Here is a 21,270-nt window from a genome sequence, read left to right on the forward strand (position 1 = left end):
AAGCTGCCTGCAATCCGGCCATCCCCGGCCGCATTAGAAGATGCGGGCGCGGAAAGCATAAACTGACTGCCGCACACAGTTTATGCATGACCGGCCTGTCTGCAGCCCATCTGGTCCCATTTCGGACGCCCCGTTTCGGCCCCGACGCGGCGCAGGAGACTCCGGCCGGTTTTATCTGAGGAGAAAATCCACCATGGCACGCACCGCCTCCCTGTCCGGATTCCCCGAGTGGCTTCCCGAGGAGCGGCTGGTGGAGCTGCATGTGCTGGACACGCTGCGCCGGGTCTTCGAGCTCCACGGCTTTTCCTCCATTGAAACCCGGGCCGTGGAGACAGTCGGGCAGCTCCTGCGCAAGGGTGAGATCGACAAAGAGGTCTACGGGCTGAGCCGGCTGCAGGACGACGACGGCGCCGCCACGACCAACACGGAGAGCGCCGCGTCGCACAAGGGCGATCCGCACGCGCTGGCCCTGCACTTCGACCTCACCGTGCCGTTCGCCCGGTACGTCGTCGAAAATGCCGGGTATCTCGCCTTCCCGTTCCGCCGTTACCAGATCCAGAAAGTCTGGCGCGGCGAGCGTCCGCAGGAGGGCCGCGCCCGCGAGTTCACCCAGGCGGACATCGACATCGTGGGTGACGGCGAACTGCCGTTCCGGTACGACGTCGAGATCGCGCTGGTCATCGCCGAGGCCCTCAGCGCCCTGCCGATTCCTGACTTCCTGCTCCGGATCAACAACCGCAAACTGGCCGAGGGCTTCTACAACGGCATCGGGCTCACCGACACCGCCGGAGTGCTGCGCAGCATCGACAAACTCGAGAAGATCGGCCCGGCCAAGGTGGCCGAACTGCTCAAGTCCGAGCTCGGCGCCACCGAGGAACAGGCGCAGTCCGCCCTCAAGCTCGCCTCGATCCGCACCCCGGACACCTCCTTCGTGGCGCAGGTCCGCGACCTCGGGGTCAGCAACGAGCTGCTCGAGGAGGGTTTGGCCGAACTGGAGCAGGTCATTGCGGCCGCCGTCCAGCGGGCCCCGGGCAAGGTCGTCGCGGACCTCAGCATCGCGCGCGGGCTGGACTACTACACGGGCACCGTGGTGGAAACCGTCCTGGTCGGGCACGAACAGCTCGGCTCCATCTGCTCCGGCGGCCGCTACGACGCTCTCGCCAGCAAGGGCAACCGCAAGTTCCCGGGTGTCGGCCTCTCCATCGGTGTGACCCGGCTCGTCTCCAGGATCCTCAGCCAGGACCTCGCCAAGGCAAGCCGGTCCGTGCCGACCGCCGTGCTGGTGGCGCTCAACAGCGACGACAGCTGGGGCGCGGCGCAGGATGTCGCCGCGGAGCTGCGCAGCCGAGGGATCGCTACCGAGGTCGCGGCAAAGGCCGAGAAGTTCGGCAAGCAGATCAAGTTCGCCGACCGCCGCGGCATCCCGTTTGTCTGGTTCACTGACGACGACGGCAAGCACCAGGTCAAGGACATCCGTTCCGGCGAGCAGGTCGACGCCGATCCGGTCACCTGGGCTCCGGCAGCGGAGGACCTGCACGTCCGGGTCCTGAAGGCCTAAGCGGCGGTCTTCCGCAGCCGCAGCACCAGGAAACGCCCGGCCAGGCCCGCGGCCAGCACCGCCGCCATGCCCAGCACCGAGGCGGGCGGCAGGGCGACGGCCAGGAGCAGGCAGCCGAGGAATCCCAGCACATTGAGCCAGCGGGGCGCATGCCAGGGACGCGTGGGCAGGGTGAAGGCAGCGGCGTTGGTTACCGAGTAATAGATCAGCACCCCGAAGCTGGAAAAGCCCACGACCGTCAGTACGTTGGTGGTCAGCAGCAGCACGATCACGGCGGCGGCGACGGCCAGTTCGGCAAGGTAGGGAACGGTGTGGGCGCCGCCCACCCTGGCCAGCGGCGACGGCAGGTCGCGTTCCCGCGCCATTGCCATGGCAGTCCGGCCCACTCCCGTGATCAGCGCCAGCAGGGCGCCCAGGCACGCCGCAGCAGCGCCGGCCTGGACGAACGGGGCACCGGCGCTGAGCTCCGAGCTGGCGACGGCGTCGAGCAGCGGTGCCGTCGACCCGGCCAGCTGCTCAGCCGGGAGCTGCCACTGCAGCAGCAGCGCCAGCCCGAGGTAGATCACGAAGGCGCCGGCCAGTGCCGCGAAAATGGCCCGCGGGACGGTGCGCGTGGGGTCCTTGACCTCCTCGCCCAGGGTGGCGATCCGGGCATAGCCGGCAAAGGCAAAGAACATCAGCCCGGCTGCGGGAAGCACGCCCCAGCCGCCCGCCGCCGCGCCGGCGTCGCCGTCAGAGGGAGCATGCGGCCCCAGAACCGCGGCGGCGGCCACAAAGGCCAGGGTGGCGAGGACCACACCCAGCAGGATACGGGTGAGCAGTGCCGTCCGGGTGATCCCAAGCAGGTTCACCCCGGTCAGGACCACAACGGCGGCCACCGCCAGCGGCGTCGCGAACGCCGGCGCCACATAATGGCCGAACGTCAGCGCCATCGCCGCGCAGGACGCCGTCTTGCCGGTCACAAACCCCCAGCCCGCAATGAAGCCCGGCCATTCGCCCAGCCGGTTCCGCCCGTAGATATACGTTCCGCCGCTGGAGGGGTAGATGGCGGCCAGCTGCGCGGAGGCCACCGCGTTGCAGTACGCGATCACCCCGGCCACGGCCACCGCGACGGCCAGCAGGGATCCCGCCAGCGCAGCAGCCGGCGCGAAGACCACAAAGACTCCGGCGCCCAGCATGGAGCCGAGCCCGATCGCGGTCGAATCAAGAACGCCCAGCCGGCGCTGCAGACGCTGGGGGGCTGGCCGGTCAGGGGACGGTGTGCTCTGGGGCCGGCTTGCCATGGCGGGAGGTGCCTTTCCAACGGGTAAACTCGAACGGGATCGTTCCTGTAGCGATCCTATTGAACATGAGTCTTGATTTCCCTCTGTCTTCTTCAGAAAGGCGTGCTGTGCTGCGCACACATGACCTCGGATCCCTTCGTTCCGAGCACATTGGACAAACCGTAACCCTCGCCGGCTGGGTCGGCCGCCGTCGTGACCACGGTGGTGTCGCCTTCGTTGACCTGCGCGACGCAACGGGTGTGGCCCAGGTCGTCGTCCGTGAAGAGGAAGTCTTCCACGGCCTGCGCAACGAGTATGTGCTGCAGGTTACCGGCACCGTTTCCCGGCGCCCCGAGGGCAACGAGAACCCCGCGCTGGCCACTGGAGAGATCGAGGTTATGGCCGAGAAGGTCACCATCCTCAACACCTCCGAGCCGCTGCCCTTCCAGATCGACGAGCACGTTGAGGTCGGCGAGGAAGCCCGCCTCAAGCACCGCTACCTGGACCTGCGCCGCCCCGGCCCCGCCCGCAACATGCGCCTGCGTTCCGAGGCCAACCGCGTGGCCCGCGAACTGCTGCACCAGGACGGCTACGTCGAGATCGAAACCCCGACGCTGACGCGTTCGACGCCGGAAGGTGCCCGCGACTTCGTCGTCCCCGCGCGCCTGGCCCCGGGTTCCTGGTACGCGCTGCCGCAGTCCCCGCAGCTGTTCAAGCAGCTCCTGCAGGTCGGCGGCTTCGAAAAGTACTACCAGATCGCCCGCTGCTACCGCGACGAGGACTTCCGTGCGGACCGGCAGCCGGAATTCACCCAGCTCGACATCGAAGCCAGCTTCGTCGAGCAGGACGACATCATCCGGCTCGGCGAAAGCATCGTCAAGGCACTGTGGAAGCTGATCGACGTCGAGATCCCGACGCCGATCCAGCGCATCACCTACCACGACGCGATGGCCCGCTACGGCTCGGACAAGCCGGACCTGCGCTTCGGCCTGGAGCTCACCGAGCTCACCGAGTTCTTCAAGGACACCAACTTCGGCGTCTTCAAGGCACCCTACGTCGGCGCCGTCGTGATGCCGGGCGGAGCCTCCCAGGCCCGCCGCGCCCTCGATGCCTGGCAGGAATGGGCCAAGCAGCGCGGCGCCAAGGGCCTGGCCTACGTCCTCTTCAAGGAAGACGGCGAACTCACCGGCCCGGTGGCCAAGAACCTCACCGACACCGAGCGCGCCGGCCTCGCCGGGGCCGTCGGCGCCAAGCCAGGCGACTGCATTTTCTTCGCCGCCGGCGAGAAGACGCCGTCCCGCGCCCTGCTGGGTGCCGCCCGCGTGGAGATCGGCCACCGCACCGGCCTCATCAACCCGAGCGACTGGGCCTTCTGCTGGGTGGTGGACGCCCCGATGTTCGAACCCGCAGCCGCCGCCGTCGCGTCCGGCGACGTCGCCGTCGGTGCCGGGCAGTGGACCGCCGTGCACCACGCGTTCACCTCGCCCAAGCCCGAGTTCATGGACAGCTTCGACAAGGATCCCGAGTCGGCGCTGTCCTACGCCTACGACATCGTCTGCAACGGCAACGAAATCGGCGGCGGCTCGATCCGTATCCACCAGAGCGACGTCCAGGAACGGGTCTTCGAGCTGATGGGCCTGGACAAGGCGGACGCGCAGACGAAGTTCGGCTTCCTGCTTGAGGGCTTCAAATTCGGCGCGCCCCCGCACGGCGGCATCGCGTTCGGCTGGGACCGGGTGGTCGCCCTGCTGGCCGGTGTCGAGTCCATCCGCGACGTCATCGCGTTCCCGAAGTCCGGCGGCGGCTACGACCCGCTGACCCAGGCGCCTGCCCCGATCACGGCGCAGCAGCGCAAGGAAGCCGGCGTGGACTTCAAGCCGGAAGCCGCGAAGGCGGCCGCACCGAAGGCAGCAGATGTCAAGAAGTCCGGGGACGGCACCAACTAGCCTGACCTGATCGGCAGCAAGGCTCTCCGGGGAACCGGGGAGCCTTTGCTGTCCCTGCATCCGCTGCGGCTGGCGTGGCGGTGAAGGCTGAAGTTGAGCGCGACAGGAAGGGACACCATGGCACCGGAACCGACCGCCGGGCTGGAGGCAATGATGGATGCCGCGTGGCCGGCCGCCGAGCGGGAGGAATCCGGCGGCTGGGTGCTCCGGGCCGCCTCCGGCGTGACCCAGCGGGCCAACTCGGTCTGGCCCCGCAGCCCCGGGGCCGACGCGGAGAGTCTGGCCGCCACGCTTCGGGAGGCGCGCCTCTGGTACCGGAAACGCCGGCTGCCGCTGATCTTCCAGGTCTTCGAGGACCCGCGCTCTGCGCCGCTCAACGCCGTCCTCGACGAGGAAGGGTTTACCCGCCAGTCTGAGACCCTGGTGCTGGTCCGGGACGGCGGCACGCATTCCCCGCGGACGGACGGCGTGGAGATTTCCGCTGTGCCCTCCGCGGAGTGGCTGCGGCTGTGGTGGAGCGTGGACGGCCGCGGCGACGATACTGCCCTCGCGGTCGCCCGCGGAATCCTCGAACGCTGCCCCTCGCTGTACGCCCTCGTGCGGGACGACGACGGCCGGCCCGCCGCCGTCGGGCGCCTTGCTGTTCCTCCCGGCAGGGCAGGAAGCCTGGGCGGGCTGTACTGCATGGCCACCCGCCCGGACGCCCGGCGGCGCGGCTATGCCGCCCGAGTCCTGGACACCCTGCTCCGCGAAGGGGACGCCCGTGGCCTCCGCAGCTACTGGCTGCTTGTGATGTCCTCCAATGCCGGAGCCCGGGAACTCTACGCCCGCGCCGGTTTCCGGGCCGCCGGCCGGTATCTCTACCGGCAGGAACGGCCGAAACGGCACCTGACCGGCTGCTGACCGCCGCCCACGGGATTGCCCGCGCTCAGAACCTCAGGCGAGGATCCCCGGCGGTGATCCGCCGACCGAGTCGAGCTGGATCGATATAGTTGCGGCATGCCCGAGCTGATCGAACCTACCGGCCGTTTGCAGGCAGCCTGGCTCGAGGCGCATGCCGAATGGGGTGCCGGCGTCCACGAGGACGGGTTCGGGCTCTTGCCGGCGGACGACGTCGATACGCCAGCCGGGTTCGCGGCCTGGCTGGCGCGTTCGTGCCGTGGGCCGGACACATCGGATATGGTATCCGGCCGTCCGCGCGCCGGCGCGGACTGGCCGCCTGGGCTCTCGGCTGGATGGTCTGCGAGGCGGGGGCCCTCGGCATGGCGTGCGTGCTGGTTGTCTGCGGGACTGAGAACACCGCCTCGGCGAAGACGATTCTGCGCCAGGGTGGCATCCTCGAGGATGCCGCCGGCCGCGGCGCTGTGCTGCGTTACTGGATCACGCCCGGTGGGCTGAGCACCTGAGCCAGGGTGCACCAGTCCAGACCGGCGGCGTTGTACCCAGGGACGTGCGACTGGATTGCTCAGGGCGCGCCCACCTGCGCGGGGACTGTCAGCGCGGCGGCTGAAAGCGCTCCCACGCCGATTGCCTGGTCATTCCCAGGGCCGCGCCAATGCGCGCCCAGCTGATTCTCCGTTCACGCGCGGTACCGACCCAGGCGCTCAGTCGCTCTTCGACCTGCGAGGCGATGGCGGCGACTTCCGGCAGGTGCGCGAGTAGTTGGTCATCAGTCAGTGGGGCCAGGGGAGCCACGGACTCCGATCTTGCTGTGCTGCTGAACAGTTCCATGGCTGCGGCTGCACAGTCCTGGCAGATGGCAACGCCTGGGCCCGCCACCAATCGACGGGAAGCGCTGGCCGGACCCGCGCAGAAGCTGCACATCATGGGGTGAGTCAGCGGCTGTTCCAGTTCCACGGCATTCCCCTTACGGGTGGTCGGCTATCAATGTTCAGCATAGTTGACTTGTCAGGTTAATCCTGACATGTTGTCAGGCGTGACCTTACAAAGTGCTGCAGCCGCCGGAGCCCGTCCACCCATCGGGACGCCGCTCCTGCGGTTGGCTGCATTCCGGAAGTTGTGGACTGCCACTGCCTTGGAAAGCGCCGGGGACGAAGCCAGCCGGGTCGTGATCCCGATCATTGCTGTCTCGACGCTCGGTGCCGGCGCCTGGGAGGTGGGGATCATTAATGCGCTCGGCATGAGTGCGTTCCTTGTCCTGGGCCTGCCGATCGGTGTCTGGGTGGACCGGCTGCGTCGGCGCAGGCTGATGATTAGCGCGGATGTGTTCCGGGCGTTGGTGGTCTTGAGTATTCCGGGGGCTTTCATTGCCGGGGCCATGACAATCGGCCACCTGCTGGTCTGCGTGGCATTGATCAGCGTCGCCGATGTGGTCTTTACGACGGCACAGGGAGCGTTCGTGCCGTCGGTGGTGGGCCGGGATCGAATCAGCGACGCCCATGCCGGGCTGCAGTCGGCGGCCAGCGCGGTCGCCGTCGGCTCCCCTTCCCTGACCGGGGTGCTGCTCAGTGCGATCGCCGCACCGTTTGCGCTGGTCACGGCCGGGATCTCCTACGTCCTGTCCGCGCTGGCCCTCACGGGCATCCACGTCGATGAGGAGATGATGCCAGACCGGGAGCGCGGGGGATTCTGGCTTGCGGCCCGGGCCGGCTTGTCCTTTACCATTTACCATCCGGTGCTCCGGGGCCTTTTCCTGTCGGGAATGATCCTTAACGCTGCCACCATGTTCGGCAGCGCCGCCACGGCGGTATACGCCCTCAATGTCCTGGGGCTCAGCCCCGCCGCTTTCGCGCTGCTCAGCACATTCGCTGCCATGGGTGGCCTCGTCGCCTCCTTCTCCGCGCCAGCGATTCTGACCCGGCTCGGCATCGGAAGGACCAGGATTCTCGCTGGCATCGCCTGCGTCCCGGCTGTCGCGCTAATGCCCCTTGCCCCGGTCCTTCCATGGTTCCCGGCACTCTGGCTCGGCGTTTCCGCGTCCGGATGGGCCTTCCTGGTCGTGGTCATCTCGGTAGCCGGGGCCGGAATCATTCCGCGCATTGCACAGTCCCGCAGGCTCGGAACAGTCATGGCCAGCAGCAGACTTTTCACCCTCGGAATCATGCCGATCGCCAGCCTTGCCGGTGGCGCACTGGCCGCATGGATAGGTGTCCAACCGGTGCTCTGGATCTGGGCACTGCTCGCCGGCGTCTCCACGGTCCCAATCGCACTCTCGCCGATGCGGACCTGGACGGAATTCCCGGTAGGTTCCGACTCGTCAGTTCTCCCACTTGCCGGCTGACGATCATGCTGGTCATGTGCTGGTGGAACCCAGGTGATCGTGGGCTGCTGAGGCACGGGCAAGGCAACGGGACGCCGGGCCGGACGGCGGTTCCGGTGCCGGGCTGGCACGCAGAGCCGGTGTCGGTTTTTTGTCGGAGGCTCCCTCTATTCTGAAAGTGTGGATAGCCGGACAGTATGGAGTGCGGAGTGCAGGGCGGCTTTTGAGGCCGTCGCGGCGTCGGTTGCTGCGCTTGCTGCGTTCACCGGCACCGGCACCGGCACCGGCGCGGACGGCGCGCAGCCGCGGGACACGGATCCGTTCCGGGGCATCGATCCGTTGCGGGATCTGGCCGATGATTGCCTGGATGCGTTGGCGGGGGTGGCGCGGCTGGAGGCGGGGACGGCGGCGTTGAAGGTGCGGTGGGCCGCGGAATACGTGCAGGCCACCAGGGCCCTGACGCCGGCGTCGTTGCTGGACTCCGTCCAGGATATGGCCGTGACCGCGGAGGTCGCCGGTGTCCTGACCGTCAGCGAACGGACCGCGGATGCGTTCCTGGGCGACTGCCAGGCACTGACCACGTCGCTGCCGCTGACCCTGGCGGCGCTGCAGGCCGGGACGATCTCCTGGCAGCACGCCCGGATCATGGTCGATGAAACCACCAACCTGGACCGGGCCGGGGCGGCGGGGCTGGAAGCGCACTTCCTGGACGCGCACGCACCGAACCCGGCCCGTGGGTGTCCGGCCGGGGAGCTTGTCCCGGGACGGTTCCGGGCCAAAACACGTGTTTGGCGGGAACGCCACCACCCCGTCAGCATCGAGAAACGCCATACCAAGGGTGCCGCGGACCGGCGGGTGGAGTTCCTCCCGGACCGGGACGGGATGGCCTGGTTCTCCGCGTATCTGCCGGCGGATACCGCTGCGGGGATCTGGGACCGGACCACCGCGGCCGCCCGGGCCCTGCAGGGCCCCGGCGAGGCCCGCACCCTGGCCCAGCTGCGCGCCGACATCGCCGCGACCCTGCTTCTCGCCGGCACCGGGCTGGGCGGGGACACGGGGGCCGGGTGCGGGGATGTTCCGGTGCCGCGGGCGCAGGTCCTGGTCACGGTCCCGGTCCTGTCGCTGCTGGGCGTGACCGGGGAGCCGGCGGTCCTGGACGGGTACGGGCCGATCCCGCCCTCGATGGCCCGGCGCCTCATCGCCGAGGGTGCAGGGTCGTTCTACCGGGTCCTGACCGACCCGCGGGACGGGGCCCCGATGGAAATCGGCCGGACCCGCTACCGCCTCACCAAAGCCCAGCGCCGGTGGCTGCGCCTGCGCGACGGGAAGTGCCCGTTCCCGGGCTGCAACAACGCCTCGCTGGATAACGACGCGGACCATCTCCTGGCCTGGGCCGACGGAGGGACCACCGGGATCTCCAACGGCCAGCCCTGCCCCAGACACCACAGACTCAAACACGGCTCGGCGTGGACACCCTCCGGGGCCAGCAAAGACAAACCACCGGGGTGGACCTCACCCTCGGGACGGTACTACCCCAGCGAAGAACAGGACTGGGAACCACCCCACTGGCCACCCGGCCTCCTGACCACACCCACCGACGCGAACACGCACACGGACACGGACACGGACACGTTCACGTTCACGTTCCCGGACCTGGATGCGGACGCGGACCAGGCACTGCCCGAAGACCCCTTCCCGGACTGGCACCTGTTCACGGCCGCACACGGATTCCCCGCCGCGGAGCCGGAAGATCCGGTATACCCGGAGGACCTTTACTGGCCAGAGCCACGCGACGACGCCTACCCCGAATCCTCACTGATCCACTCCGCCTGAACGACTCGGGGCACACGTTCGGGCCGGCGGCCAGACTGGTGGTGTTTCCCCGGCGTCAAGCGCTAGCCACCCGCCACGTGCTGGCCACGCGGGGACAGGGTCCTTCAGCCCTTGGAGCGCTGATCGCGGCTGGCGAATAATCGAACGAGGGGCACGTGCCCCGGCTTCGTCCAGGATGCCCGACCGGTCATCCCTGGCTGCACTTCAAGGAGGCTCCTCATGAAAGTTGTAATTGCAGAATCCGTGGCAATGATGGCCATCGGTGACGGTGTCCTCGGAGCGTTGTTTCCGGTGCAGCACTCAACCCGGTGGGATCTCGGCCCCGAGCCCTGGCGCAAGTACATGCGCATGTGGGCCCAACATCCTGAATTGGTTCGGGCATTAAGTCTCGTGGAGATCGTCGCCGCCATAGTTTGTGCCTCGCGCCTCCCTGCAACCCCCGCCAAATAGGACTCAGGCTCCACCGCAGGAAGTGGAAGTGCGGTGATGTCCGGGTTCCAGTTCCGGTAATGACACCCAACATGCCCGTCTGCTGGCTGGCGCTCGAATTCCAGGACCGTGCGACGGCGCCGGCCAACGCCTCGAAGCCATCCAGAACGCGCTTGCCCAGGCCGACAGGATAGCTTCGCACATCCCGGCCAGTCCGCCGCGGACCCGGAAATTCCCTGGTTCTGGGCCGTGCAGCACGGCGTCCGGCTGCAGACCGCCGGGTTCCCCACGACGACCAGGTGATCGAGCGCGGCGCCCCGCCGGAGGCAAGTTCGCCGCGGACTATCTCTGCAAGGGACGCGCCGCCGACGTCGACACCATTGGGGGCCTGACCGATTTCCGGCCCCCAAGAAACTCATCTCCCCAGCACCGGTGAGGGCCGGACGGCAACCCCAGATCGGCAGGCGCCGTCGCCCGTCAGCTGACTTCGCGGATGGAACGGCGGCCGCTGCTACGCCGGCGGGTCCGTCACCAGGATCCGCACCGCGCACAGATCCGCGGCCGCTTTCTTCAGGACCGCAGCGCGCGGATCCGGGACGTCCAGGAAGGCCAGCCGCGGCCGTGCAGCGTACTGCTTCAGCACCGGTTCGGCGAGGACCTGCTCGGCCAGGGTCCGGTCGCCGCCGGGCGCCAGATACTCGATCCGGTGATCCGCGAAGATCCGGGCGGCGTGGTCCGCCACGGCCTCGACCAGGGCATCGGCCTGGTTTGCGCGCCGCCGGGCAAAGCGCTGCTGGGACCAGCCGCCCGCTGCCGTCCGGGACTGGACATGCCGGGTGCCGGTCTTGGATGCGAGCACGGCCCCGCCGCTGATCACAGCCACCGAATAGCCACCCCGGCGGACCAGCACGGCCCCGATACACCGGGGCTGCCCGGCGAGCGACGCGAGCCGGGACACTGCGTCACCGCCGCGCCCGGGACGGCCGTCCGCCGGCCACGGCGCCTGCAGCAGGGCCACGGCCCCGTCCGCCGCACGCAGCTGCAGCCCGGCGTCGAGCTCCTCCTCGGTCAGGCCGCCGTGGCTCGCCGCGAAGCGCTCCACCCAGCCCGGCAGCCGGGCGCCGGAGACGAACGCCACGCGGGTTTCGGTGCTTGCCATGGCGCGGGTCTCCGTTGTGGGGGTGTCGGGGCGGGCGGGAACTAGAAGTAGCCTATCTATGTGGATGATCTCTTTGGCGCAGGACGGGACAGCGCCGCTGTCGAAGATGACGGCGACGCCGAAGACACGGCCGACGCGGGCTCCGCCCGGCGTGCCGCCTCGCCGCGCAGCCCGCTTGCGGTCCGGATGCGGCCCCGGACGCTCGATGACGTCGTGGGCCAGCAGCACCTCCTGGGCCAGGGCTCGCCGCTGCGCCAGCTCGCCGCCGGCACGGACGCAACCGGACCCGCGGGTCCCAGCTCGCTGATCCTCTGGGGGCCTCCCGGCACCGGCAAGACCACGCTCGCGCACGTCATCGCCAAGGGCCCCGGCCGGAAGTTCGTCGAGCTCTCCGCCATCACTGCCGGGGTCAAGGACGTCCGCCGCGTCATGGACGAAGCCCTCACCGCCCGGGACCTTTTCAAGACCACCACCGTGCTGTTCCTGGACGAAATCCACCGCTTCAACAAGGCCCAGCAGGACGCCCTGCTGCCCGGCGTCGAGAACCGCTGGGTTGTCCTGGTGGCCGCGACCACCGAAAACCCCTCCTTCTCGGTGGTCTCCCCGCTGCTCTCCCGGTCGCTGCTGCTGACCCTCAAACCGCTCACCGATGCCGACGTCGAGGCCCTCCTGCTGCGGGCCGCGGCGGACCCCCGCGGGCTCGGCGGCAAGGTGGAACTCAGCGGCGAGGCCCTCGCGCACTTGGTCCGGCTCTCCGGCGGGGACGCCCGCCGGGCACTGACCGCGCTCGAGGCGGCAGCCGGCGTCGCCTTCGGTGACGCGGACGACACTGACGCGGTGGTGTCCGGCGCAGCTGCCGGGGCGGCCGGGGAAGCCCCGGTTAAGATCGAACTCCGGCACACGGAGCGGGCCCTCGACGTCGCCTCGGTGCGCTACGACCGCGCCGGCGACCAGCACTACGACGTCGCCAGCGCCTTCATTAAGTCCATCCGGGGTTCCGACGTCGACGCCGCCCTGCACTACCTCGCCCGGATGCTCGAGGCGGGGGAAGACCCGAAGTTCGTGGCCCGGCGCATCGTCATTTCCGCGGCCGAGGACGTCGGCATGGCGGACCCGACGGCGCTTCAGACCGCCGTCGCTGCCGCCCAGGCGGTGCAGCTGATCGGCATGCCGGAGGGCCGCATCATCCTGGCCGAGGCCGTGGTGCACCTCGCCACCGCGCCCAAATCCAACGCCGCCTACCTGGGGATCAACCAGGCGATCGCCGACGTCCGCGCCGGCCTCGGCAACGGCATCCCCGCCCACCTGCGCGACGCACACTACCCGGGATCCAAGCAGCTGGGCCACGGGCAGGGCTACAAATACGCCCACGACGCGCCGCACTCGGTGGCCACCCAGCAGTATCCGCCCGACGACCTGGTGGGACGCAACTACTACGAGCCGACCGGCAACGGCGCCGAGCGGGACATCTCCACCCGGCTGGAACGGCTGCGCAGGATCATCCGGGGCAAGTAAGCTGCGGGCGGAAAATTGGACGTTGACTTCGCGTCCGTGAGGTCTAACGTGGACTTAAGTCAGCAAGGACCTGCTGAACGTGTCCGCCCCGACCGGGGACAGCGGCACACTTTGCCGGATCTTCGCTTCCCGGACCTCAGGTCGGCGGCCGGCCCCCAGCAGCCTGGTTCCACACCGGGCCGCTTCGCCCACACTCCAAGGTCGTCTCGCATGTCCGTAAATTTCGTCACAGCCCTGGCAGTCAAGTCGTTCGATGTGCCGGACAGGAAACGCTGCCCGGACAACGCCGAATTCGACCTTGTCACCGTGAACGACTACTCGGTGGCACGGCTGATCCTTGGCCCGGGCTGGCGGTGGTCCGAGTCCGTCAGACCCTTCGAGCAGACCGAGCTGTGCCAGCACCACCATCTCGGGTTCTGCATCTCGGGGGAGATGGAAGTCGAATCCTCCGGGGGGCTGCGCTCCACGATCCGCGCCAACGACACCTACGCGATCCCGCCCGGCCATGATGAACGGGTCATCGGGCCCGACGCCTTTGTGGCGGTGGAATTCCTCGGTGCTGCATCCTTCGGGCGGCGCAGCAGCAAGGGCATGCACGCGAGGACCTGACGGGCCGCGGGCCCCGACATGGTAAGGTTATTCGTTGTCTGGCAAGGCACAGACGCACAATCCACCTGATGTCAGCATTTCACGCTGTTGAGATGGGTTTGTCCTGTGCCCAGTAGCAAAAGGCAGCGGTTGGCCGATGCTCTCCATTATGGAGGCCAGTAACACTGACACACCGCAGATATTGGAAGGACACAAGTGGCTAACAACACTCGTGCTCGCCGGACCGCACGCCTTTCGCGTGCACTCGGTATCGCTCTGACCCCCAAGGCCGCCAAGTACATGGAGCGCCGTCCGTACGGCCCCGGTGAGCATGGCCGTGCCCGCAAGAAGCAGGACTCCGACTACGCCGTACGTCTGCGCGAAAAGCAGCGTCTGCGCGCCCAGTACGGCATCCGCGAAGCCCAGATGACCCGTGCCTTCGAAGAAGCACGCCGCACCAAGGGCCTGACCGGTGAAAACCTGATCGAACTGCTCGAAATGCGTCTCGACGCCCTCGTGCTGCGTGCAGGCTTCGCCCGCACCATCGCCCAGGCCCGCCAGCTGGTTGTCCACCGCCACATCCTGGTCGACGGCATCCGCGTTGACCGCCCGTCTTTCCGCGTCTCTGAGGGCCAGCTGGTCCACGTTCACAGCCGCAGCGAGACCATGCCTCCGTTCCAGGTTGCAGCAGCCGGCGCTCACCGCGACGTCCTGCCGATGGTTCCGGCATACCTGGACGTCAAGCTTGACGCCCTGCAGGCACGCCTGGTCCGTCGCCCGAAGCGCTCCGAGGTCCCCGTGACCTGCGAAGAGCAGCTCGTCGTGGAATTCTACGCACGCTAGATCCAACGCGACACCTTACAAAGAAGCCCGTGGCAAGCGCCGCGGGCTTCTTTGTATGTAAGGTACTTGGGGGACTTCTGCGGTTGCCGGCTGTGTCAGCCGGAGGCGCCCGCAGGGACACAACGCAACAAGGAGATGAACGACTATGACTGGTGGCGATATTGCCGGCCTGATCGCGGCCGGAGTGTTTGCACTGCTCGTCCTGCTGCTGGCCGTGCCGATTCTGAAACTCGGGGGAGTGCTCGACGAAGTGCGGACCTCCATCCGTTCGATCAGCGACGGCGCCACACCGCTTATGGACGAAGTCACCGCCACCGTCTCCACCACCAATGAGCAGCTGAAGAAGGTCGACGGCATCGCGAACAACGTCTCGGACGCTTCCGCCAACATCTCTGCGCTGTCCTCCCTCATGGCCGCCACCGTGGGCTCGCCGCTGATCAAGGTCGCTTCCTTCAGCTACGGCGTCCGCTCGGCCTTCACCGCCCGCAAGAAGCCCGCCACCGGCCGCCGCAGCCGCTAACCCAGCTGGAGAACCTGACATGAACAGAATCATCTGGATGGGAATCGGCGTCGCCATCGGCGTCATCGCGTTCCGCAAGTTCACTGAAGCGCAGTCCAACCTTGGCCCCGAGGGCCTTAACCGTGCGGTGGGCCGGCTCGCCGACGGTTTCTACGACTTCGCCGACGCGGTCCGCGAGGGCATGAACGAGCGGGAGACTGAACTCCGCTCCGCCCTTGGCATCGACGCCGGCCTGGAGAAGGCCATCGGCCACGGCCCCGCCGGCCGGGATGCAGTCCGGCGCTAGCCGGGAGAGAATGAGAAAGAAGGCGGCACCCGCAAAAGGGGCCGCCGGAACGGCCGACGGCCGGAGCACACCGTTCCGCGGACCACGCGCGCAACCGCAGACGCAACAACAGACGCAGTGAATATTGAAGGGTATGTAATCAGCTCATGAAGTCGCAGGAGATCACCAAGCGCTGGATCGACTTTTTTGTCAGTAAGGGCCACACGGCGGTTCCCTCCGCCTCGCTGGTCTCCAGCGACCCGTCCCTGCTGTTCACCGTCGCCGGCATGGTCCCGTTCATCCCGTACCTGACGGCCCGTGAGGAAGCGCCCTACAAGCGAGCCACCAGCGTGCAGAAATGCATCCGGACCGGCGACATCGAGGAAGTCGGCAAGACGGCCCGCCATGGCACCTTCTTCCAGATGTGCGGGAACTTCTCCTTCGGCGACTACTTCAAGGAAGACGCCATCAAGTTCGCCTGGGAACTGCTCACCACGAGCGTGGACGACGGCGGTTACGGGCTTCCGCCCGAGCACCTCTGGGTCACCGTCTATGAAGAGGACGACGAGGCGGAGCAGCTCTGGCTCAAGAACACGGGCATGCCCGCCGGGCGCATCCAGCGGATGGGCAAGGCCGACAACTACTGGTCCACCGGCCAGCCCGGCCCCGCCGGCCCCTGCTCCGAGATCTACTACGACCGCGGCCCCGCCTACGGCGTCGAGGGCGGTCCGATCGCCGACGAGAACCGCTACGTCGAAATCTGGAACCTCGTGTTCATGCAGTACCAGATCGACAATGTCCGCTCCAAGGTCGACTTCGACATCACCGGGGAACTGCCCCAGAAGAACATCGACACCGGGCTCGGCATGGAACGCCTCGCGATGATCCTCCAGGGCGTGGAAAACATGTACGAAACGGACCAGGTCCGTCCCGTCATCGACCGGGCTGCGGCCCTGTCCGGCCGGGAATACACCTCCGCCGAATCCGCCGCGGACCCGCACCACACCGACGACGTCCGGATGCGCGTCGTCGCCGACCACATCCGCTCCTCGCTCATGCTGATCGCCGACGGCGTCACCCCCTCCAACGAGGGCCGCGGCTACGTGCTGCGCCGCCTCATCCGCCGGGCCGTGCGCTCGATGCGCCTGCTCGGCGTCGAGAAGGCCTGCCTGCCGGAACTGCTGCCGGCCTCCCGCGACGCGATGAAGGGCGTCTACCCGATCGTGGAGACGGACTTCGACCGGATCAGCCGGATCGCCTACGCCGAGGAGAAGGCGTTCCTGCGCACCATCGCGTCCGGTACGGCCCGCCTGGAGGACGCCGTCAAGGAGTCCCAGGCCGCCGGCCGGCCGCTCTCCGGCGCCGACGCCTTCGCGCTGCATGACACCTACGGCTTCCCGATCGACCTCACGCTCGAAATGGCAGAGGAGGCCGGACTGAAGGTCGACGAGCCCGAGTTCCGCAAGCTCATGCTCGAACAGCGCCAGCGCGCCCAGGCCGATGCCAAGGGCAAGAAGGGCTCGCACGCGGACCTCAGCGCCTTCCAGGAACTGCTTTCCGCCGGCGAAACCGTTTTCACCGGCTACACCGAACTGAGCGGCGAGTCCAAGGTCCGCGGCATCCTCGCCGGCGGCCGCAAGGTCTCCCAGGCCTCCACGGGTGAGGAAATCGAACTCGTCCTTGCCGAGACCCCGTTCTACGCCGAAGCCGGCGGCCAGGCCGCCGACACCGGGCTGATCACCGGCGACGGCTTCGTCGTCGAGGTACTCGACGTCCAGCGCCCCATCAAGGGCCTGAGCGTGCACAAGGCAATCGTCCGAGAGGGCGAAATCGGCGCCGACTCCCTCGTCCAGGCCGCCGTGGACCGGGAACGCCGGCACGCCGCAGAGCAGGCCCACACCGGCACGCACATCGTGCACGCGGCCCTGCACCAGATCCTCGGCCCGGAAGCGCTGCAGCGCGGCTCCTTCAACAAAGCCGGCTACCTGCGGTTCGACTTCGCCTGGGGCGAGGGCCTGAGCCCGGCCACCCGCTCCGAGATCGAGGAAGTCTCCAACATCGCCATCCGCAACAACTACCGGGTGGAGACCAAAATCATGGGCCTCGCCGAGGCCAAGGCCCTCGGTGCCATGGCACTCTTCGGGGAGAACTACGGCAATGAAGTCCGTGTCGTGGAAATCGACGGCGCCTGGTCCCGCGAACTCTGCGGCGGAACCCACGTTCAGAACACCTCGCTGATCGGCAGCCTGTCCCTGCTCGGGGAACAGTCCGTCGGATCAGGAAACCGCCGGGTCGAGGCCTTCGTCGGCATGGACGCCTTCAGGCACCTCGCGGCCGAGCGCGCCCTCGTCACCGAACTCACCGATTTGCTCAAGGTTCCCTCCGGCCTTCTCGCGGACCGGATCGCCACCACCCTGACCAAGCTCAAGACTGCCGAGAAGGAACTTGAGCGGCTGCGCCGCGAGCAGCTGACGGCAGCAGCCGCGCAGCTCGTCGGCACCGCCAAGGATGCCGCCGGCGTCAATGTCATCGCGCACGACGCCGGACAGGTCAGCGGCGCGGACGACCTCCGCGGCCTGGCCCTGGACCTGCGGACCCGCCTCGGCTCCGAGCCGGCCGCAGTTGCGGTCGCCGGCGTCAGCAACGACCGCCCGGTCATCCTGATCGCCACCAACGAAGCCGCCCGCGCGGCCGGCGTCAAGGCGGGCGCCCTCGTGCGCCTCGCCGCCGGACTTCTCGGCGGCGGCGGTGGCGGCAAGGATGACGTCGCCCAGGGTGGCGGCACGGACACCGGCAAGGTCGGCGCGGCCCTCGCCGCCGTCGTGGACGCCATCACCCGGCGGTAACGGACCCTCCATGAACGAAGCTGCCGTGCCCGGCGACTACCCCAGGGGCGTGAAACTTGGGGTGGACGTCGGCACCGTCAGGGTGGGGGTGGCGGTCTGCGACCCCGATGGCATCCTGGCCACGCCCCTGCGCACCCTGGACCGCAACGTGAAGAAGAACACCGACGTGCGGATCCTCGCGGCCCTGGCCGTGGAACTCGGCGTGGTCGAGATCTTTGTTGGCCTGCCGCGCACGATGAAGGGCGAGGAGCATGCCTCGGCCCGGATGGCTACTGACTACGCGAAGCTACTGGCAGGTAAACTGGGGGAGTGTGGTTCCGGGGCGCCGGTGCGGCTGGTCGATGAGCGGCTGAGCACCGTCACTGCCCACCGGAACCTGCACGAAGCTGGCATGAGCAGCCGGAATCACCGTAAGGTAGTTGATCAGGTTGCGGCGGCAGGTATCCTGCAACATGCGATTGATATGCAAAAGGCCAAGGGGACGGAGGTCGGAAGCCGCGTTTACGCGGAGTCCGCACCGGGGCCAACCGGGGATGGCGCTCAGGCCGGTCCGGCACTAGACACACATTCTGCACGAGGCATTCTGCCCAAAATGGAAGGCGACAGTGAGCCCGGTCAACAGTGACGACCCCTCCGGTGAGGCTTTCGGCGGCGCCGGCCGGCCGCTGACCCGCAAAGAGATCAGGGCCCAGGAGAAGTTCCAGGGGACCCAGGGTCACGACGCTATCCCGCCGCAGGCTTTCGAAACTGGCGAGGACACCCCCCAGCCGGTCCAGTCCGAGCCGATCCAGGCTGCGGACGCGCCTGACCTCCCGGCGGCCGCCCCCACCGTGCATCACGAACAAGTCCACGAAGAGCCCGTGCCCGAAGAGCCCGTGCCCGAAGAGGCCGTGCCCGAAGAGGCCGTCCACGAAGAGCCCGTGCCCGAAGAGGCCGTCCACCAGGATGTTGCGCTGCACGAGCTGGTCCACGGAGAGCCCGTCCACGGAGAGCCCGTCCACGGAGAGCCCGTCCACGGAGAGCCCGTCCACGAAGAGCCGGTGCACGAGTACGCCGGCGGAGTCGTCCGCGGGGACGCCGCCCACGGTGAAGCCGACACTGCGGCGGGCCACGGACCCCGGAATGACGCCGGGGTCCACGGCGGCCCCGCCGTCCACCCCGACGGCGAAGCCCATTACGTCTATGAGGCCGCGGATGACCGCCCGGCCGAATACCACCACGAGGAAGACGGCCACCTTGTGTTGGCCGAAGGTGCCGCCATCCGCACGTCCAAGGGCCCGTCCAAGAAGGTCCGCCGCCGGCGCCGCTTCCTGGCGCTGCTGCTGAGCCTGACCGTTTTCATCGTGGCGATCGCCGTCGGCGCCCAGTTCCTGAAGCCGCTCCTCGGCGGGGACACCGTGGCCGACTATCCGGGCCCCGGAACCGGCGAGGTCACCATCACCGTCCCGGCGGGCGCCGGTCCGAAATCGGTGGCAACGCAGCTCCAGGAAAAGAAGGTGGTCGCGAACGCCGACACCTTCCTGCGGGAATTCGCGGCCTCCGGCGGTGCGCTGGCCCCCGGTGAATTCACCATGCGCACCGAAATGAAGAACTCCGACGCCGTCAACGTGCTGCTGAACAAGGACAAGGCCAAGGTCATGTACTTCGCCCTCAGCGCCGGGCTAAGGATCAACGAATCGCTCCAGGCCATCTCCGAGGGCACCGGCGTTCCGGTCGCCCAGCTCAAGGAGCTCAGCGATTCGCCCGGCCAGTTCGGCGTGTCGGCGAAGGCCAAGAACCTCGAGGGCTTCCTCGCCCCCGGCGAACACCGTTTCCCGCTGGGAACCCCGGCCAAGGACGTGCTGAAGAAACTCGTGACCAGCACCCTGGATGAACTCACGGCCCAGGGCGTCACGGACCCCGCGAAACAGTACGACGTCGTCACGGTCGCCAGCATCGTCCAGGCCGAGGGCGGCCAGGCCGAATACGGCGATGTGGCGGGCGCAATCTACAACCGGCTCAAGCCGGACAACACCGAAACCAACGGGCTGATCCAGTCCGACGCGACGGTCACCTACGGGCTCGGCATCAAAAGCTTCCACATTGACGAGGACCAGAAGGCCGACAAAACCAACCCCTACAACACCTACGCCAACCAGGGTCTTCCGGTGGGACCGATCGGCTCCCCGGGCAAGACAGCGATCGATGCGGCCGCCAAGCCCAAGACGAACGACTACCTCTACTGGGTGACGATCAACCTTGACACCAAGGAAACCATGTTCTCCAAGACGCTGGCGGAGCACAACACCTACGTGGCCAAGTACAACTCCTGGTGTGAGGCCAACCCCGGACGCTGCATATGACGCCCCGGGCCGCCGTACTGGGCCACCCGATCAGCCACTCGAAGTCGCCCGCGCTGCACCGGGCCGCCTACGCCCATCTCGGCGTGCCGCTGGACTACACGGCGATCGATGTGACCGAGGCGGAGCTGCCGGCCTTTATGGCCCGGGTCCGGGAAGACGTGCGGCAGGGGGAGAGCTGGCGCGGCCTGTCGGTCACCATGCCGCTGAAGGCCGGCATGGTCCGCGAGGTCGACGAGGTCCGCGGGGTTGCCCGCGAACTCGGGGTCGTGAACACGGTCGCGTTTGAGCCCGCTGCGCCGGGGGACAGCACCGGTTCCACCCGGCTGGTCGGCTACAACACGGACGTCGCCGGCATCGTCAACGCGCTGCGGCACGCGGGCGCCGTGTCCTCACCCACCGGTGTTGTCCTGGGCGGAGGCGGAACCTCAGCCGCCGCCATCGCGGCGCTGAAGGAACTGGGCGCGCCGGGCGCGGACATTTTTGTCCGCGATGTCAACCGCGCCGCGGAGGCACGGGCCGCCGCTGCCGCCCTGGGCATGCCGGTCAGGGTCCTCCCGATGAGCGAAGCAGCGGCAGCCATGGCAGCGGCCGACGTCGTCATCAGCACGCTGCCGCCCCGGGCCGCCGACCCGCTGGCCGGGGAACTGGCCGGGCTGTTCGCCCGGCCCGCCGATCAGCCGTACCGGGAAACCCGGCCGGGCCTGTCCGGAGTCCTGCTGGATGCCGCCTATGATCCCTGGCCCAGCCGGATCGCCTCAGCCTGGCAGTCAGCCGGCGGCGCCGTGGTGCCCGGGCTGGAGATGCTCATCTACCAGGCCGTGGAACAAGTCCGCCACTTCACCGGCCTGGACGAGGCCGTGACGGCGGAAGTCATAGATGTGATGTGTGACGCAGTCGGGGCACCCCGACGGGTGTTCTAACCGCCTTACATGGCAGGATGGATT

Annotated in this window: 19 protein-coding genes; 16 read left to right on the forward strand and 3 right to left on the reverse strand. The window is 68.2% G+C overall.

The window, feature by feature from the left end; all coding sequences use genetic code 11:
* The first annotated feature begins 193 nt into the window (after positions 1–193).
* Positions 194–1,558, forward strand: a complete 1,365-nt coding sequence (gene hisS / locus AC1MFL_RS18180; protein WP_479811714.1) for a histidine--tRNA ligase — start codon at positions 194–196, stop codon at positions 1,556–1,558.
* Here the strand turns inward: hisS and AC1MFL_RS18185 are convergent.
* Positions 1,555–2,841 (reverse strand): APC family permease, encoded by a 1,287-nt coding sequence (locus AC1MFL_RS18185; protein ID WP_479811716.1) that lies wholly within the window; start codon positions 2,839–2,841, stop codon positions 1,555–1,557. The genes hisS and AC1MFL_RS18185 overlap by 4 nt on opposite strands.
* A 107-nt stretch (positions 2,842–2,948) precedes the next feature.
* Between AC1MFL_RS18185 and aspS the strand changes: the two genes are divergently transcribed.
* The 3 genes from aspS to AC1MFL_RS18200 all read left to right on the forward strand — a co-directional run bounded on the left by aspS (position 2,949) and on the right by AC1MFL_RS18200 (position 6,172).
* A complete protein-coding gene (gene aspS, locus AC1MFL_RS18190; RefSeq protein ID WP_479811719.1) occupies positions 2,949–4,766 on the forward strand; it encodes an aspartate--tRNA ligase in 1,818 nt (605 codons plus the stop codon).
* A gap of 117 nt (positions 4,767–4,883) precedes the next feature.
* A complete protein-coding gene (locus AC1MFL_RS18195) occupies positions 4,884–5,669 on the forward strand; it encodes a GNAT family N-acetyltransferase (RefSeq protein ID WP_479811721.1) in 786 nt (261 codons plus the stop codon).
* 251 nt (positions 5,670–5,920) lie between these two features.
* Positions 5,921–6,172: a GNAT family N-acetyltransferase gene (locus AC1MFL_RS18200; RefSeq protein ID WP_479811723.1), complete on the forward strand. Its 252-nt coding sequence runs from the start codon at positions 5,921–5,923 to the stop codon at positions 6,170–6,172.
* An 88-nt stretch (positions 6,173–6,260) separates the two neighbouring features.
* Here AC1MFL_RS18200 and AC1MFL_RS18205 read toward each other — a convergent pair whose 3' ends face one another.
* Positions 6,261–6,623 (reverse strand): ClpX C4-type zinc finger protein, encoded by a 363-nt coding sequence (locus AC1MFL_RS18205; protein WP_479811724.1) that lies wholly within the window; start codon positions 6,621–6,623, stop codon positions 6,261–6,263.
* 67 nt (positions 6,624–6,690) lie between these two features.
* Here AC1MFL_RS18205 and AC1MFL_RS18210 point away from each other — a divergent pair, with 67 nt between their 5' ends.
* The 3 genes from AC1MFL_RS18210 (at position 6,691) to AC1MFL_RS18220 (ending at position 10,269) form a co-directional block, all read left to right on the forward strand.
* A complete protein-coding gene (locus AC1MFL_RS18210) occupies positions 6,691–8,007 on the forward strand; it encodes an MFS transporter (RefSeq protein ID WP_479811726.1) in 1,317 nt (438 codons plus the stop codon).
* Positions 8,008–8,166: 159 nt separating this feature from the next.
* Positions 8,167–9,819 carry an HNH endonuclease signature motif containing protein gene (locus tag AC1MFL_RS18215; protein ID WP_479811728.1) on the forward strand — a complete coding sequence of 551 codons (1,653 nt, stop codon included), beginning with the start codon at positions 8,167–8,169 and terminating at the stop codon, positions 9,817–9,819.
* Positions 9,820–10,038: 219 nt separating this feature from the next.
* The gene (locus AC1MFL_RS18220; protein ID WP_479811730.1) at positions 10,039–10,269 is read left to right on the forward strand and encodes a hypothetical protein; all 231 of its coding nucleotides are present in this window, start codon (positions 10,039–10,041) and stop codon (positions 10,267–10,269) included.
* A 490-nt stretch (positions 10,270–10,759) separates the two neighbouring features.
* On the opposite strand, the gene AC1MFL_RS18225 is transcribed toward AC1MFL_RS18220, so the two are convergent.
* Positions 10,760–11,407 (reverse strand): acVLRF1 family peptidyl-tRNA hydrolase, encoded by a 648-nt coding sequence (locus tag AC1MFL_RS18225; RefSeq protein ID WP_479811732.1) that lies wholly within the window; start codon positions 11,405–11,407, stop codon positions 10,760–10,762.
* A gap of 60 nt (positions 11,408–11,467) precedes the next feature.
* Here AC1MFL_RS18225 and AC1MFL_RS18230 point away from each other — a divergent pair, with 60 nt between their 5' ends.
* The 9 genes from AC1MFL_RS18230 to AC1MFL_RS18270 all read left to right on the forward strand — a co-directional run bounded on the left by AC1MFL_RS18230 (position 11,468) and on the right by AC1MFL_RS18270 (position 21,246).
* The gene (locus AC1MFL_RS18230) at positions 11,468–12,922 is read left to right on the forward strand and encodes a replication-associated recombination protein A (RefSeq protein WP_479811734.1); all 1,455 of its coding nucleotides are present in this window, start codon (positions 11,468–11,470) and stop codon (positions 12,920–12,922) included.
* A 210-nt stretch (positions 12,923–13,132) separates the two neighbouring features.
* Positions 13,133–13,531, forward strand: coding sequence for a cupin domain-containing protein (locus AC1MFL_RS18235; RefSeq protein WP_479811736.1), 399 nt, complete (start codon positions 13,133–13,135; stop codon positions 13,529–13,531).
* Between the two features lie 195 nt (positions 13,532–13,726).
* Complete coding sequence (rpsD, locus tag AC1MFL_RS18240; protein ID WP_224046625.1) at positions 13,727–14,353, forward strand: 30S ribosomal protein S4; 627 nt, start codon at positions 13,727–13,729, stop codon at positions 14,351–14,353.
* 145 nt (positions 14,354–14,498) lie between these two features.
* Positions 14,499–14,873, forward strand: coding sequence for a DUF948 domain-containing protein (locus AC1MFL_RS18245; RefSeq protein WP_479811739.1), 375 nt, complete (start codon positions 14,499–14,501; stop codon positions 14,871–14,873).
* A 19-nt stretch (positions 14,874–14,892) separates the two neighbouring features.
* Positions 14,893–15,159, forward strand: coding sequence for a DUF6167 family protein (locus tag AC1MFL_RS18250; RefSeq protein ID WP_479811741.1), 267 nt, complete (start codon positions 14,893–14,895; stop codon positions 15,157–15,159).
* Between the two features lie 146 nt (positions 15,160–15,305).
* Complete coding sequence (alaS, locus tag AC1MFL_RS18255; protein WP_479811742.1) at positions 15,306–17,984, forward strand: alanine--tRNA ligase; 2,679 nt, start codon at positions 15,306–15,308, stop codon at positions 17,982–17,984.
* A 10-nt stretch (positions 17,985–17,994) separates the two neighbouring features.
* On the forward strand, positions 17,995–18,609 hold the full coding sequence (gene ruvX / locus AC1MFL_RS18260) for a Holliday junction resolvase RuvX (RefSeq protein ID WP_479811744.1): 615 nt from the start codon (positions 17,995–17,997) through the stop codon (positions 18,607–18,609).
* Positions 18,590–20,326: an endolytic transglycosylase MltG gene (gene mltG / locus AC1MFL_RS18265; protein WP_479811746.1), complete on the forward strand. Its 1,737-nt coding sequence runs from the start codon at positions 18,590–18,592 to the stop codon at positions 20,324–20,326. The genes ruvX and mltG overlap by 20 nt, the downstream gene beginning before the upstream one ends.
* Positions 20,323–21,246 carry a shikimate dehydrogenase gene (locus tag AC1MFL_RS18270; protein ID WP_479811748.1) on the forward strand — a complete coding sequence of 308 codons (924 nt, stop codon included), beginning with the start codon at positions 20,323–20,325 and terminating at the stop codon, positions 21,244–21,246. Before mltG ends, AC1MFL_RS18270 begins: the two co-directional genes overlap by 4 nt.
* The last annotated feature ends 24 nt before the right edge of the window (positions 21,247–21,270 follow it).

The sequence above is a fragment of the Arthrobacter sp. BG3 genome, from assembly GCF_056680185.1.